The organism is uncultured Roseobacter sp. (assembly GCF_947491795.1).
GTDB lineage: Bacteria > Pseudomonadota > Alphaproteobacteria > Rhodobacterales > Rhodobacteraceae > Roseobacter.
Map to the genome: position 1 here is coordinate 1,037,384 of NZ_CANLKW010000001.1, position 14,142 is coordinate 1,051,525.

The following is a 14,142-nucleotide window of genomic DNA, read 5'->3' on the forward strand; positions in this document are numbered from 1 at the left end:
AATCAGTTTCCCTAGGCGTCAACCTGGCGGCGAGTGCTGCCGGGCCTGCGTTAAGAATGCGCATCAGACGAACAAAAACAGTTCCCTGGGAGGAAACGATGAAAAAGATTATTGCCGGAACCGCGATGGCTCTCATTGCAACAACTGGTGCGGCGATGGCCGACGGTCACAGCGTATCTGCATGCCTGATCACAAAGACAGACACGAACCCCTTCTTTGTCAAAATGCGTGAAGGTGCATCTGCCAAAGCAGAAGAACTGGGCATCGAGCTCAGCTCGTTTGCTGGTAAGGTCGATGGTGACCATGAAACGCAGGTGCAGGCCATCGAGACGTGTATCGCAAACGGCGCAAAGGGCATTCTGCTGACAGCGTCTGACACGGCGAGCATTGTTCCGGTCGTCCAGCAGGCGCGTGACGCGGGCCTTCTGGTGATTGCGCTGGACACGCCCCTTGAACCCATCGACGCCGCGGACATGACCTTTGCGACAGACAACTTCCTTGCGGGTGAACTGATTGGCGCCTGGGCCGCCGCGACGCTGGGCGACGCGGCAGCTGATGCCAAAATCGGCATGCTGGATCTGGCGATCAGCCAGCCCACCGTCGGCGTTCTGCGCGACCAGGGCTTCCTGACCGGCTTTGGCATCGACGTAAAAGACCCGAACAAATGGGGTGACGAAGACGATCCGCGTATCGTTGGTAACGACGTCACTGCCGGCAACGAAGAAGGTGGCCGTCGCGCGATGGAAAACCTGCTGGCCAAAGACCCGTTCATCAACGTCGTTTACACCATCAACGAGCCTGCAGCGGCGGGGGCTTATGAAGCACTCAAAGCCATTGGGCGTGAAAACGATGTGCTGATCGTATCAGTCGACGGCGGCTGCCCCGGTGTTCAGAACGTCGCAGAAGGTGTGATCGGTGCAACGTCGCAGCAATACCCGCTGCTGATGGCGTCGCTCGGCATCGAGGCAATTGCACAGTGGGCCAAGGACGGCACCAAGCCGGCGGCCACAGACGGCAAGGCGTTCTTTGATACCGGCGTGGCCCTGGTAACAGACAAACCGGCTGACGGTGTGGAAAGCATTTCGGTTGCCGAAGGCACGGACCTCTGCTGGGGTTGATCTGCTGACGCAGTGCAAATTGCGGAGGGCGGTGTTTTCCCGCCCTCCCACTTTCAAGTACATTTGCAGTGAAACCGCGACGGGCGCGCAGCCCGTTTGTTTCCCTGCCCTGAGGATGGGATCCCATGACTCAATCGGACAACTACGAATCTGCTGTCTCCTCTGCTGATGCCAAAATCGCAGAGTTTGAAGACCACCGCCGCGGGCTCGTCGGCAGCATCCAGCACACCCTGCACCAGACACCCTCGCTGGTGCCCCTGATCGTTCTGATCTTTTCGATCGCGCTCTTTGGCATTCTGCTCGGGTCGCGGTTTTTCTCGCCTTTCGCGCTGACGCTGATCCTGCAGCAGGTCCAGATCGTTGGCGTGCTTGCGGCGGCCCAGACCCTGATCATCCTGACAGCGGGCATCGATCTGAGCGTCGGCGCCATCGCTGTCCTGTGCACCGTTGTGATGGGCAAGGCGACGTTCAGCTATGGCATCCCGCCTGCGGTTTCAGTGGCAATCGGCCTGACCGTAGGTACTGCGCTCGGTGCAATCAGTGGCTGGCTGGTCAGCCGCATGAAGCTACCGCCCTTTATTGTGACACTTGGTATGTGGCAGATCGTACTGGCCGCGAACTATCTTTATTCGGCCAATGAGACCATCCGCTCGCAGGATATCGAAGCGGAGGCCGCATTCCTCCAGTTCCTCGGCACAAAAATACAGTTTGGCGGCGCAACCCTGACGCTGGGGGTCATCGGGATGATCGGGCTCTTTGCCGGTTTGGCCTATGCCCTGCGCTCCACCGCATGGGGGCGGCATGTCTATGCCGTGGGTGATGACCCCGAGGCGGCTGAGCTCTCGGGCGTCAATGTGCACCGGACCTATATGTCGGTCTACATGGCCGCCGGGTTCATCTGTGCTCTCGCAGGCTGGGTGATGGTGGGACGTTTCGGCTCCATCTCGCCCTCTGCAACAACCGGCGTCATCGGCAACATCCAGTCGATTACCGCTGTGGTGATCGGGGGCATATCGCTCTTTGGCGGACGCGGGTCCGTCGCCGGGGCCCTCTTTGGCGCGCTCATCGTGGGTGTTTTCGAACTGGGCCTGCGAATGGCTGGTGCTGACCCGCAGTGGACATTCATGCTGATCGGTATGCTCATCATCGCAGCCGTTGCAGTGGACCAATGGATCAGAAAGGTGGCAGCATGACCGAGCCAATCCTCAAAGCACGCAACCTTGTGAAGCGCTACGGCAAAGTCACAGCACTCGACCATGCCGACTTTGACCTGATGCCCGGCGAGATCCTCGCCGTCATCGGCGACAACGGGGCCGGAAAATCCTCGATGATCAAGGCAGTGTCGGGCGCTGTGGTGCCCGACGAAGGCCAGGTTTGGCTGGATGGCGCGGAGGTGAAGTTCCGCTCTCCGATCGAGGCCCGCGCACATGGGATCGAAACCGTCTACCAGACGCTCGCAATGTCCCCTGCCCTGTCGATTGCCGACAATATGTTTATGGGCCGCGAGCTTCGCAAACCCGGTATCATGGGCAAGGTTTTCCGGAAACTGGACAAACAGGCGATGGAAAAATTCGCGCGGGACAAACTGAGTGAGCTGGGCCTGGCCACGATCCAGAACATCAACCAGGCGGTCGAGAGCCTGTCTGGCGGTCAGCGTCAGGGCGTTGCCGTGGCCCGTGCGGCGGCCTTCGGCTCCCGGGTAGTGATCCTGGATGAACCGACAGCTGCACTTGGTGTCAAGGAAAGCCGCAAGGTGCTGGAGCTCATCCAGGATGTGAAATCTCGCGGCATCCCGATCATTCTGATCAGTCACAACATGCCTCACGTGTTTGAAGTTGCCGACCGCATTCACGTTCACCGGCTGGGCAAGCGCCTGTGCGTCATCGACCCAAAGGATTACACGATGTCCGATGCGGTGGCCTTTATGACCGGAGCTAAAGAAGCCCCTGCGCAGGCCGCATGAAACCGCCGGGCGAAACAGCGGCAGAGCTTGCGCCCAGAGTTCTCGGTGCGCCCCGCAGGGGTCGCCGCCGGCTGGTCGCCCTGGCCGGTCAGCCCGCAAGCGGCAAAACCACGCTCGCCGAAAGCCTGGCCGCAAAGCTCTGCGAAGAAGGGTGCAACGCCCGGGTGGTACCCATGGACGGGTTTCATCTGCACAACCAGATCCTGCTGGACCGCGATATCCTGAACCGCAAAGGCGCGCCGCATACCTTTGATGCCGCGGGATTCGTGCATCTGATCAGCCGGCTGCACGACGAGGAAGAAGTGTTTTACCCGCTTTTTGACCGGTCCCGCGATATATCAGTGGCCTGTGCCGGACGTGTCGGTCCGGAATGCGATACCGTCGTGATCGAAGGAAACTATCTGCTCTATGATGCGCCTGTGTGGCGCGATCTCTCAGCGCACTGGGACATGTCGGTGCGCCTTGATATCTCGCTGAAAACGCTGGAAGAGCGGCTGGTACAACGCTGGCTGGATCACGGGCTCTCGGCCGAGCAGGCCGCAGAACGCGCTGCGGGCAATGATCTCGCCAATGCCCGAAGTGTTGCCGAAAATGCGCTGCCCGCGGATATCGTCCTGACCGGTTGAGGAAATCGCCTTTTCAGCGTTTCTGTACGCTTTGTGCGCACGTGGAGTTCCCACAAAAGACTGCAGACCGTTTCAGAATACGCCCGGACGCCGACTTTCAACATCGTGTTCACCGGCCAGCGTTGGCGCTTTTGCTTTGAAGCTCTGCTTTTTGCGATGTCTTTTCTGGGTTGCAGTTTCGGCATCACGCGCAGAATGATTGTGGCAGAGACTCAGCCTGGACCTTTCAGGCAGAATGCAGGCTGTGTCACGGACACGGAGATGCTTAGTCGCTATATGGCGACCAGGCAGTTGCCTGTGGATCCTTAGACCGCTGCGCCCGGCAAACCTGCGGCCATGTCTGCTACTGCTGCCGGGTTTTTCGATGTTCTGCACGCATCCGACAATGCCGCACAGGTTTGAGAACTGTTACCCCAGACCGCATGCCAAACGTTCTGCAAGGATACGTGCCAGTGAGATGGGTGGCTTCTCTAGGGTGCCACGCAAAGGTCCGTACGCCAAACGATCCTCCGCAACAGGATGCACAAAGCCAGGTTTCGGATGCGCTGATCTGCCCGCTCTTGTGGTCACGCGGGCCTTGGCCTAACCATACGCGCAGACAACTTTGGGAGATTTTCAGATGCAAGACGGCCCCGACTATGGATTTGATACACTGCAGATTCACGCAGGCGCCCGGCCCGATCCGGCCACCGGCGCGCGCCAGACGCCGATTTATCAGACCACAGCCTATGTGTTCAGAGACGCCGAACACGCCGCAGCACTCTTTAACCTGCAGGAAGTCGGCTACATCTATTCGCGCCTGACCAACCCGACCGTTGCCGTTCTGCAGGAACGGATCGCAACGCTCGAAGGCGGTGTCGGCGCAGTTTGCTGTTCGTCCGGGCATGCCGCCCAGATCATGGCGCTTTTTCCCATCATGGGCCCGGGTAAAAACATCGTCGCCTCAACCCGTCTCTATGGCGGTACAGTCACGCAGTTTTCCCATACAATCAAACGCTTCGGCTGGGAGTGCACCTTCGTCGACTTTGACGACCTCGACGCCGTAAAGGCCGCAATAAATGAAGATACGCGCGCCGTTTTCTGTGAAGCCATCGCAAACCCCGGCGGCTATATCACAGATCTTGATGCGATCTCTGCCATCTCCGACGACGCAGGCATACCCCTGATCGTCGACAACACATCTGCCACCCCCTATCTCTGCCGCCCGATTGACCACGGCGCGACGCTGGTAGTGCATTCCACGACCAAATATCTGACCGGCAACGGCACCGTCACTGGTGGCTGCGTCGTGGATTCAGGCAAATTTGACTGGTCGGCAAATGACAAATTCCCCTCGCTGAGCCAGCCGGAACCCGCCTATCACGGGCTGAAGTTCCACGAGACATTCGGCCCTCTGGCGTTCACGTTCCACGGCATCGCAATCGGGCTGCGCGATCTGGGTATGACCATGAACCCGCAGGCCGCGCATTATACGCTGATGGGCACAGAGACACTTTCGCTGCGGATGGACCGGCATGTTGAAAACGCCGAAAAGGTCGCCGCCTGGCTCGAGAAAGACGACAGGGTGGAATATGTCACCTACGCCGGGCTCAAGTCGTCGCCCTACTATAAACGGGTCAGGAAAATCTGCCCGAAAGGGGCTGGTGGTCTGTTCACCTTTGCGATCAGGGGCGGCTATGACGCCTGTGTGAAATTCGTGAATGCGCTGGAGATCTTCAGCCATGTGGCGAACCTTGGTGACACGCGCTCGCTGGTGATCCACTCCGCCTCGACCACGCACAGGCAGCTGACAGCAGAGCAACAGGAAGCCGCAGGGGCCGGACCGGGTGTCGTCCGTATCTCCATCGGTACCGAAAATGCCGACGACCTGATGGCTGATCTGGATCAGGCGTTGTCAAAAGCCACGAGCTGAATGCATACCCAATGCTCCGGAGAAGGCGCTGACGTGCCTTCTCCGACAGTCCGCCCGGGCGTCATTCAGCGATCTGAAAAACCATATCGACGGTGACGCTGACACTCATTTCACCCGCTGCGACCGGCACGCCGGACGCGCGTGAGGCGGCCGCCATTTCCATCATCGGGGCAGGCCTTCCGCCGCTCCGCTCGGTGATGGACTGCACGGGGCCAAGCGCAACACCGGATGCTTCTGCCAGCTGTGCCGCGCGGCGCATTGCATCCCTGACGGCGGCGGCCCGGGCCCTGTCGTTCAGGGGTTCGGGGTCCTGGAATGCAAAACGCACACCGTTGAACCGGTTCGCCCCGTCTCCCACCGCCACGCCCATCACATCGCCCAGAAGAGCCAGGTTTCGAATGCGGACAGAAAGTGTGTTTGAAGCCTGAAAGCCTGTGATCCGCGGGGCGTCCTCTTCGCCCGGTATGCGGTTGCTCCAGACCGGTTGCAGTGAAATGTGGCTGGTGGCGATGTCACGCGCTTCTATGCCTACCCCGGACAGGCTGTCCAGGACGGCGCGCAGCGCCGCAGACGTGGCATCCAGCGCGTCACCGGCATCGGGGGCCTGCTGGGTTACGCCCATTTCGATCACCGCCATATCGGGGGCCTGCTCAACAGTGCTCGTACCAGATGTCACGATCATGCGCCCCGTGTCGGCTGCTGCAGAGGCCGCCGCGCCTATCCCAACCACCATTGCAACTGTTCTGAAAAACCGCATGAACTCTCTCCTTTTGCTGCTTTTGATCTGACACCGCGGTCCGGATCAGCGCAACCGGGCCGGAACCCTTTTTCTTTCCCTCGGCAAAGACCTGCTGTATCGTCGCATCGGGGCTCTGCTGCCTGTTGATCCACCCTGTGTGCTGATAAAGGAAGGTCATGACGCCGGAACTCGCGCTCTCTTTGTCCCATGAAGGCATTCGCCTGCTGCAAAAAAACGCGGCCGGCTGGGACGTGCTGCGCGAGGTGGACCCGGAAGCGGCGGACCTTGACGAACAGCTCAACGGGCTGCTGGGGCTGGCACAGGACATCCTGCCCGCCGGTCAGGACTGTACCATCATTCTGCCCGACAATCAGATCCGCTATATGGATGTGCCTGTAAATGCGCAGGGCGAAGACGATGCAGGCCAGGCCCGCAGCGCTCTGGAAGGCCAGACCCCCTATGACACCTCCGATCTGGTTGTCGCGACAGAGACATCCGGACCGGCCCTGTACATTGCAGCGGTCGCGCGCGAGACGCTGGACGAAGCGGATGCCTTTGCACGTGCGCACGGGTTCAACCCTGTCAGTTTTACCGCCGCGCCTGACCGGGCGGTCTTTCCCGGCGCGCCTGTTTTCACAACCGGCGCAGCTGCAACGCCGGTGCCGGCCGGAGAACTGCAAACCGGCCCTGGCATACAGCCTGAACCGGTCGAAGAAACGCCTGTGTTTTCGCCCCCAACTTATGAACGCCCTGCGCCCAGGCATGCTGGGTTTGCAGACGATCCTGCACCGTTTCTGACATGGCAGCCGCGCGAAGAGCGCCCCCGCCCTGCCGTGCCCGTCGCATCGGTTGCGGCACATCAGGCAAGCAAGCTGGAGGCCTTTGGGGACCGTCACAACAGCGGTCAAACGCGCAGCTGGCTGCTCAGCGCCGGAACGATTGGTGCTCTGGCTGCGGTTTTCGCCGTTGGAGTCGGCGTGTGGGCATCGGGTCTGCTGGGCACCGGTGGACTGCAATCGCTGCTGAATGAACCCACGGGTCCGGCACCGGACGCGCAGTTTGCAGCACCCTTGCAGCCGGAGGTGCCTCAGTCTGCCAGCACAACTGCCGCGCCTGCCGAACCTCTGCAGCCCGTGGGAACCGGCACCGACGCGGCGATCCGCGAAGCCCTGAGTGTGCCGGTCGAACCCGCTCTGCCACCGGAAACGCCGCAGGAACCGCTGGATGATCTGGCGCGCTATGCGGCCTCCGGGATCTGGTCTGTTGCCCCGGATGTACCTTCGCCGCCGCCGCTCATTGATCTGGAAAACCTCTACGTCACCAGTGTTGACCCGGTGCAGGCCGCTTTCGACGCTGTAGCACTGCCAGACACTGCGACGACGTCCGGTGATGCTGTCCTGCTGAGCCCCGCGTCACCTGCGCCCGCGGGGACGGTCTTTGTTCTGAATGACCGTGGCTTTGTTATTCCGACCGCGCAGGGTGCGCTCAATCCCGATGGGATACGCGTTTTTGCGGGGGCTCCTCCGGCGCGCCCGCCGGATGGCAGAGTGCAGGTTATTGGCGAAGCTTCGGTGGCTGACCCGGTTTTACAAGCACTACTGGCTGGTTTCCGGCCCCGTCTGCGCCCCGGTGATCTCGTGGAGCAGTCAGAACGCGCGGCTTTCTCTGGCCTTACCCGCAGCGAACTCGCAGGTATCCGCCCGGCTCTGAGACCCCGCTCGCTTCAGGAGCAGGCCGCAGCACTGGCTGAGACCGAAACAGTCCAACAGGCCCCCAGAAGCGGCACAGCCGGTTCGCTCTTCACCGAAAACGGTGCTGCACCGGCCAATGCAGTTGCCCGCTCCCTGCGTCCGGAAACGCGCCCTTCTGATTTCAGCATAACCGTCGCCCGCGTCCTGCAGAACGCTCCGAAACCCGCTGCGACCCCTGCTCCGGCCACGGTCACAACAGCGAGCGTCGCACCGACTGCTGTCGCACCGCGCATTCCGTCCAGCACGTCAGCCGCTCGGGAGGCCACACAGAAAAATGCGATCAACCTGCGCCGCGTCAACCTGATCGGTGTATACGGCAAGCCATCCGACAGACGTGCGCTGATCCGCCTCGGCAATGGCCGCTATCAGAAAGTAAAGGTCGGTGACCGCCTTGATGGCGGCCAGGTGTCCGCCATCGGTGATGCGGAACTGCGGTATCAGAAAAGCGGCCGCAACATCGTTCTGAAAATGCCCAGCGGCTGATGACCGGCCCAGGCGCTATTCAGCGGCAAGCTCACCATTTCGGATCTGCTCCTGCTCGATACTCTCGAACAGCGCTTTGAAATTGCCCTCTCCGAAACCATCATCGCCTTTGCGCTGGATGAACTCAAAAAAGATCGGACCGATTACCGTCTTTGAGAATATCTGCAGCAGGATTTTGGTCTCCCCGCCGTCTACTACGCCCTCGCCGTCGATCAGGATGCCATGCTTTTTCATGCGCTCCAGCGGTTCGCTGTGCCCTGTCACACGGTCATAGCTGAGATCATAGTATGTCTCTGGCGGGCCGGGCATGAATTTCAGGCCACGTGCCGCGATCTCATCCGTGCTGTCGTAGATATCACGCGCGCCGACAGCGATATGCTGGATACCCTCGCCATTGTATTTTTTCAGATAGGAAACGATCTGGCCGGTTTCCCCGCGATCTTCGTTGATCGGAATGCGGATACGGCCACAGGGTGAGGTCAGCGCGCGGCTCAGCAGGCCGGTGAACTTGCCCTCGATGTCAAAAAACCGGATTTCGCGAAAGTTGAAAAGATCGCCATAGAACCGGAACCATTTGTCCATGTTCCCGCGGTGCACATTGTGGGTCAGATGATCGAGATAGTAAAACCCGACGCCCGCAGGCTTGGACTGCGCGATCCAGTCAAATTCCGTGTTGTAGGGGCTGGTGTCATAGTACTGATCCACGAAATACAGCAGCGAGCCGCCGATGCCGTAGATTGCTGGCACATCCAGCGCCTTGCCCGTGCCCTCATAGGGCACCGCCCCTTTTTCAACGGCCTGACGGAATGCCTGACCAGCATCTGCAACCCGCCAGCCCATGGAGGGCGCGCAGGGGCCGTGCTCTGCCACAAACCCCGCTGCAAAACTGTCCGGGTCGGCATTCAGGATGTATGTGATATCGCCCTGCTGCCACAGCTCAATCGCACGGGTTTTGTGCACCGCAACATGAGTGTAGCCCATCCGGGAGAAGAGATCCCGCAGCGATTGCGGGTCCGGGTGCGCAAACTCGACAAACTCAAAACCGTCTGTACCGGCCGGGTTCTCGTCAGAAATGACAGACCGCGGTGCGTCGTGTGGAAAGGGTCCCATGGTGTAGCTCCCTGAATGAGTTGCAGCGCTGGTGCGCATTTATCAGGCATCATCCTGCAAAAAGAGCGCGGCGTTTGCGCAATCTTTGCAGAGATTATAGAAATATTCGTTAATCACACGCATACTGAACGCGTAATTCGCAAGGAGTCCGCATCATGCTGGACAGCACCGATACCAGGATTCTCGCTGAACTTCAGAAAAACGCCCAGCTGACGGCGCAGCAGCTCGCCGAAAAACTGAACCTGTCACCGAGTCAGGCCGGTCGCCGCAGGCAACGGCTGGAAAGCGACGGATACATCCTGTCCTATGTTGCCCGTCTGAACCCCGAGCACATGGGCCTGCATGTGCAGGGTTTTGTGCAGGTACATCTGGGCACACATGGGGCCGAACAGGCGCGCGGCTTTGCCCGCCTGGTCAATACCCGCCCGGAGATAACCGGCGCATGGACAATGACCGGAGATGCGGACTATCTTTTACGGGTGTACTGCACGGACCTTCCCGCCCTGAATGCACTGATCCATGAAGTCCTTCTGGCACATCCGTCTGTTGCGCGGGTTCACAGCCAGATTGTCATGGACCAGCTCAAGCAAGACGGCCCTCTGCCCACCTGAAACTGACCCCGCCGGGAGAGAACACAACATGGATGGCTTCCTCTATCAGGCTTCGATCTACCTGGCCGCAGCGGTCATTGCGGTGCCTTTTGCCGCACGGCTCGGGCTTGGGTCGGTGCTGGGGTACCTTGCCGCGGGTATCATCATCGGGCCCGTTCTCGGCCTTGTGGGATCAGAAACGCAGGATCTGCAGCATTTCGCCGAATTCGGCGTGGTCATGATGCTGTTTCTGATCGGTCTCGAGCTGGAACCCCGCGCGCTCTGGGATATGCGGCACCGGTTGCTGGGTCTGGGGGGGTTGCAGGTGTCCATCAGCGCCCTTGCCCTGATGGTTATCGCCATGGCCTATGGCCAGCCCTGGGGGGTTGCTCTGGCGATCGGGCTGGCATTGTCGCTCAGCTCAACGGCGATCGTGCTGCAGACTCTGTCTGAAAAGGGGCTGATGCAGACCAGCGGGGGGCGGAACATCTTCTCTGTTCTGCTGACCCAGGATATCGCGGTCATCCCGATCCTTGCGTTCCTGCCGCTTTTGATTGTGACACTGCCGGTGCAGAAGCTGGCCGAGGACGGGTCTATCCACCTGACCAGCCCGGAGACGGCCCATCATGGCGACGGTCACCATTCGCTGTCACTGGTGGAGGGCCTGCCGGCATGGGGGGTCACGCTCGTCACAATCGGTGCTATCGCCGGGATCATATTTGCCGGCGTTTACCTGACACGTCCGGTGTTTCGCTACATCCACGCCTCGCGTCTGCGGGAAATGTACACCGCACTGGCACTGCTGATCGTGGTCGGGATCTCCTTTCTGATGACGCTTGTCGGGCTCTCACCCGCACTGGGGGCCTTTCTTGCGGGTGTCGTCCTGGCAAACTCCGAATTCCGGCACGAGTTGGAAACCGACCTTGAACCTTTCAAAGGGCTCTTGCTGGGCCTGTTCTTCATAACCGTCGGCGCGGGGATCAATTTCACGCTGCTGTTCGGGAATATGCCCGCAATTATCTCGATGGCATTGCTGGTGATCATCGTAAAAGGTCTGATCCTGTTTGTTCTGGGCCGCGCCTTTGGCCTGCGGGGCCGGCATCAGTGGCTTTTTGCGCTTGGCCTCGCACAGGCGGGCGAATTTGGCTTTGTGCTGGTTTCTTTTTCCGTGCAGCAAAATGTCATTCCGGTCGACGTTGCCGAAACGCTTCTGCTGGTTATTGCTTTGTCCATGCTCATCACGCCCCTGCTGTTCATCCTGTACGACTTTATGTCACGCCGGATGGAAGAAAACGCAGCCGAACATCCTGAGGAGGAAATCGACGCGGAAGGCCCGGTGATCATTGCCGGCATCGGTCGCTTTGGACAGATTGTGAACCGCCTGGTGCAGGCCAGCGGGTTTCAGACGGTTGTCCTGGACCACGATATGGAAACCATTGCAGTCATGCGGCGCTTTGGCTTCAAAGGGTTTCTGGGAGACCCGACACGGCCCGACATTCTGCGTGCCGCCGGTATCGCAGAGGCACGGGTTCTCGTCGTGGCGCTCGATGATCCTGATGCTGCGATCAAACTGGTGAGCTACGCCCGCAAGAACTATCCCAGCCTTCACATTGTTGCCCGCGCGCGGGATCGTACACATGTCTACAGGCTTTATCAGGCGGGTGCGGACGATATTGTGCGCGAACTCTTTGACAGCTCACTGCGCGCAGGTCGTTATGTGCTCGAAAACATGGGTCTGAGCGATTTTGAGGCGAGCGAGGCAGAGCGGATTTTCTATCACCACGACAGGGATTCTGTGCGCCAGCTGGCCGAGCTGTGGAAGCCGGAGATACCGGCAAGCCAGAACCAGGCCTATATCGACAAAGCGCGCGAGCTGCAGAAAGAGCTGGAAACCGCCTTTCTCACCCGTGAAAGCGAGGAGAAAAAGGCGGCCACCGCAGGCAGTCAGACTTAGCCGTCCGAGACGCCCGCTTCGGCAAAAGTGGCCATGCCGCTCAGGCAGGCAACAGCGGCTTTCAGAACGCCCAGCGAAAGCGCGCCGCCCGATGCCTCACCAAGGCGCAGTCCCAGCGACAACAGCGGCTCCTTGCCCATGGCAGACAGAATTCTGCTGTGTGCGCCCTCAGCGCTCAGATGTCCGGCGACACAGTGATCCAGCGCACCTGCAACGGTTTTCTCCAGGGTCAGCGCCGCAGCAGAACAGATGAAACCGTCCAGCATCACCGGAATGCGCAAAGACCGCGCACGGGCGATTGCCCCGGCCATCGCGGCCAGTTCGCGCCCGCCGACACAGCGCAGTACCTCCAGACCGTCAGCGCTCTCACAGTGCAGGGCCATGGCCTCGGACACGACACGAGTTTTGGTCGCCAGACCGGCGTCATCGACGCCCGTGCCACGCCCTGTCCAATCGGCAGCTTCCCCGCCCAGCAACAGCGCGGCCACTGCAGCGGCAGAAGTCGTATTGCCGATCCCCATTTCACCCACGACAAGCACGTCAGCATCCGGACTGACCGCTTCCCAGCCTGCCAGCAGGGCTTCAGTCACCTCATCTGTGGTCATGGCAGCCGTTTTCGTGAAATCCGCCGTTGGAGTGTCCAGGGACAGGGCAATTACATCAAGGCGCGCGCCGAAGGTACTGGCAAGCTGATTGATCGCAGCCCCACCATGCTCGAAATTCTGCACCATCTGTGCTGTGACTTCCGGCGGGAAAGCCGAAACACCTTGAGCTGCTACGCCGTGGTTGCCCGCAAACACGATCACCTGTGGCGCCGTTACGGTCGGCTTGTCTGTCCCGCGCCAGCCAGCATACCAGATTGCCAGATCTTCAAGCCGTCCCAGAGCACCAGGCGGTTTTGTCAGCTGCCCGTTTCGCGCGGTGGCCGCCGCGACAGCCTCTGTTTCGGCTGCGGGCTGGGCATTCAGGAGCGCACGGAAACCGTCCGGATCTGAAAAAGCTGATGACATACGGGGTCCTCCGGGTTGCATGGTTTCTGTCCCCTCTTTAACCATTGCAAAACCGCCAGCAAGGCAGGATGAGGCCCCAAACGGATGAAAACCGACAATTTCCCCACGGCCTTGACAGAGCTGCTTGTTGCCTTCACTCTGCTCACACGGCTTCCGCTGCCCCATTTGCCGGAAAAAGCCTTTGAAAACAGCGCGCGCGCGGTCTGGGCTTACCCGCTGACGGGCCTTGTCACGGCGTCGGCGGGGTGCGGTTTGGCCAGTGCGCTTTTTGCCGCCGGGCTGCCTGTTGCGCTCAGTGCCGGTCTGGGTCTGGCGCTTGCGACCTTTCTTACCGGCGCATTGCACGAGGACGGTCTCGCCGATCTTGCAGATGGGTTCTGGGGCGCGCATACGCCCGCGCGGCGTCTGGAGATTATGAAAGACAGCCAGATCGGTTCCTACGGAACGCTGGTGCTGGTGTTTTCAACAGGTCTGCGGTGGATGGCCTGGGCCACACTCCTGGCCAGCGGGCCCGCCTGGATCATTGCTGCAGCGGTTCTGTCGAGAGCCGCGATGCCGGTTCTGATGCGTGCCCTGCCCTCTGCGCGCAGCAACGGCCTGTCGCACAGTGTGGGCCGCCCGTCCGGCCCCCGTGTCGCGGCAGGCGTGGTCGTTGCACTGGTGATCTGCCTGGCTCTGGCAGGCGTGCCGGCCCTTGCAGCCGCTGCCGCCGTGGGTGTCGCAGCCTGGGGTATCGCGTGGCTGGCCCGGCGGAAAATCGGCGGGCAGACCGGTGACGTCCTGGGCGCGAGCCAGCAGGTTGGCGAGGTTTTCGCCCTCTGTGTGCTTGCTGCCGCCGTGCAATAGAAAAAGCCGCCCCGATGCGACGGAGCGGCCAATCTGTGCG

At 60.5% G+C, this 14,142-nt stretch carries 12 protein-coding genes; 9 read left to right on the forward strand and 3 right to left on the reverse strand.

Features of this window, described 5'->3' with window-relative positions; all coding sequences use genetic code 11:
* Positions 1 to 98: 98 nt before the first annotated feature.
* From Q1A34_RS05110 to Q1A34_RS05130, 5 genes are all read left to right on the forward strand, one after another.
* A complete protein-coding gene (locus tag Q1A34_RS05110; protein ID WP_300031648.1) occupies positions 99 to 1,118 on the forward strand; it encodes a sugar ABC transporter substrate-binding protein in 1,020 nt (339 codons plus the stop codon).
* A 125-nt stretch (positions 1,119 to 1,243) separates the two neighbouring features.
* The gene (locus Q1A34_RS05115; RefSeq protein ID WP_300031651.1) at positions 1,244 to 2,311 is read left to right on the forward strand and encodes an ABC transporter permease; all 1,068 of its coding nucleotides are present in this window, start codon (positions 1,244 to 1,246) and stop codon (positions 2,309 to 2,311) included.
* On the forward strand, positions 2,308 to 3,081 hold the full coding sequence (locus tag Q1A34_RS05120; RefSeq protein ID WP_300031653.1) for an ATP-binding cassette domain-containing protein: 774 nt from the start codon (positions 2,308 to 2,310) through the stop codon (positions 3,079 to 3,081). The genes Q1A34_RS05115 and Q1A34_RS05120 overlap by 4 nt, the downstream gene beginning before the upstream one ends.
* Positions 3,078 to 3,707 carry a nucleoside/nucleotide kinase family protein gene (locus Q1A34_RS05125; RefSeq protein ID WP_300031657.1) on the forward strand — a complete coding sequence of 210 codons (630 nt, stop codon included), beginning with the start codon at positions 3,078 to 3,080 and terminating at the stop codon, positions 3,705 to 3,707. The genes Q1A34_RS05120 and Q1A34_RS05125 overlap by 4 nt, the downstream gene beginning before the upstream one ends.
* Positions 3,708 to 4,326: 619 nt before the next feature.
* Positions 4,327 to 5,619, forward strand: a complete 1,293-nt coding sequence (locus Q1A34_RS05130) for an O-acetylhomoserine aminocarboxypropyltransferase/cysteine synthase family protein (RefSeq protein WP_300031659.1) — start codon at positions 4,327 to 4,329, stop codon at positions 5,617 to 5,619.
* A gap of 61 nt (positions 5,620 to 5,680) precedes the next feature.
* Here the strand turns inward: Q1A34_RS05130 and Q1A34_RS05135 are convergent, their stop codons facing one another.
* Positions 5,681 to 6,376, reverse strand: coding sequence for an SIMPL domain-containing protein (locus Q1A34_RS05135; RefSeq protein ID WP_300031662.1), 696 nt, complete (start codon positions 6,374 to 6,376; stop codon positions 5,681 to 5,683).
* Positions 6,377 to 6,534: 158 nt separating this feature from the next.
* Between Q1A34_RS05135 and Q1A34_RS05140 the strand changes: the two genes are divergently transcribed.
* Positions 6,535 to 8,592 carry a hypothetical protein gene (locus tag Q1A34_RS05140; RefSeq protein WP_300031665.1) on the forward strand — a complete coding sequence of 686 codons (2,058 nt, stop codon included), beginning with the start codon at positions 6,535 to 6,537 and terminating at the stop codon, positions 8,590 to 8,592.
* A gap of 15 nt (positions 8,593 to 8,607) precedes the next feature.
* Here Q1A34_RS05140 and hppD read toward each other — a convergent pair whose 3' ends face one another.
* The gene (gene hppD / locus Q1A34_RS05145) at positions 8,608 to 9,702 is read right to left on the reverse strand and encodes a 4-hydroxyphenylpyruvate dioxygenase (RefSeq protein ID WP_300031668.1); all 1,095 of its coding nucleotides are present in this window, start codon (positions 9,700 to 9,702) and stop codon (positions 8,608 to 8,610) included.
* Between the two features lie 155 nt (positions 9,703 to 9,857).
* Between hppD and Q1A34_RS05150 the strand changes: the two genes are divergently transcribed.
* On the forward strand, positions 9,858 to 10,313 hold the full coding sequence (locus Q1A34_RS05150) for an Lrp/AsnC family transcriptional regulator (protein WP_300031670.1): 456 nt from the start codon (positions 9,858 to 9,860) through the stop codon (positions 10,311 to 10,313).
* A gap of 28 nt (positions 10,314 to 10,341) precedes the next feature.
* Positions 10,342 to 12,246, forward strand: a complete 1,905-nt coding sequence (locus Q1A34_RS05155; protein ID WP_300031672.1) for a monovalent cation:proton antiporter-2 (CPA2) family protein — start codon at positions 10,342 to 10,344, stop codon at positions 12,244 to 12,246.
* Here Q1A34_RS05155 and cobT read toward each other — a convergent pair.
* Positions 12,243 to 13,256 (reverse strand): nicotinate-nucleotide--dimethylbenzimidazole phosphoribosyltransferase, encoded by a 1,014-nt coding sequence (gene cobT, locus Q1A34_RS05160; RefSeq protein ID WP_300031675.1) that lies wholly within the window; start codon positions 13,254 to 13,256, stop codon positions 12,243 to 12,245. The genes Q1A34_RS05155 and cobT overlap by 4 nt on opposite strands.
* A gap of 84 nt (positions 13,257 to 13,340) precedes the next feature.
* Here cobT and cobS point away from each other — a divergent pair, with 84 nt between their 5' ends.
* The gene (cobS, locus tag Q1A34_RS05165; RefSeq protein ID WP_300031677.1) at positions 13,341 to 14,102 is read left to right on the forward strand and encodes an adenosylcobinamide-GDP ribazoletransferase; all 762 of its coding nucleotides are present in this window, start codon (positions 13,341 to 13,343) and stop codon (positions 14,100 to 14,102) included.
* Positions 14,103 to 14,142: the final 40 nt, after the last annotated feature.

Coding starts and splice junctions, on each gene's coding strand:
- Q1A34_RS05110 (WP_300031648.1), top strand. CDS start 99: ATGAAAAAGATTATTGCCGGAACCGCGATGGCTCTCATTGCAACAACT.
- Q1A34_RS05115 (WP_300031651.1), top strand. CDS start 1,244: ATGACTCAATCGGACAACTACGAATCTGCTGTCTCCTCTGCTGATGCC.
- Q1A34_RS05120 (WP_300031653.1), top strand. CDS start 2,308: ATGACCGAGCCAATCCTCAAAGCACGCAACCTTGTGAAGCGCTACGGC.
- Q1A34_RS05125 (WP_300031657.1), top strand. CDS start 3,078: ATGAAACCGCCGGGCGAAACAGCGGCAGAGCTTGCGCCCAGAGTTCTC.
- Q1A34_RS05130 (WP_300031659.1), top strand. CDS start 4,327: ATGCAAGACGGCCCCGACTATGGATTTGATACACTGCAGATTCACGCA.
- Q1A34_RS05135 (WP_300031662.1), bottom strand. CDS start 6,376: ATGCGGTTTTTCAGAACAGTTGCAATGGTGGTTGGGATAGGCGCGGCG.
- Q1A34_RS05140 (WP_300031665.1), top strand. CDS start 6,535: ATGACGCCGGAACTCGCGCTCTCTTTGTCCCATGAAGGCATTCGCCTG.
- hppD (WP_300031668.1), bottom strand. CDS start 9,702: ATGGGACCCTTTCCACACGACGCACCGCGGTCTGTCATTTCTGACGAG.
- Q1A34_RS05150 (WP_300031670.1), top strand. CDS start 9,858: ATGCTGGACAGCACCGATACCAGGATTCTCGCTGAACTTCAGAAAAAC.
- Q1A34_RS05155 (WP_300031672.1), top strand. CDS start 10,342: ATGGATGGCTTCCTCTATCAGGCTTCGATCTACCTGGCCGCAGCGGTC.
- cobT (WP_300031675.1), bottom strand. CDS start 13,256: ATGTCATCAGCTTTTTCAGATCCGGACGGTTTCCGTGCGCTCCTGAAT.
- cobS (WP_300031677.1), top strand. CDS start 13,341: ATGAAAACCGACAATTTCCCCACGGCCTTGACAGAGCTGCTTGTTGCC.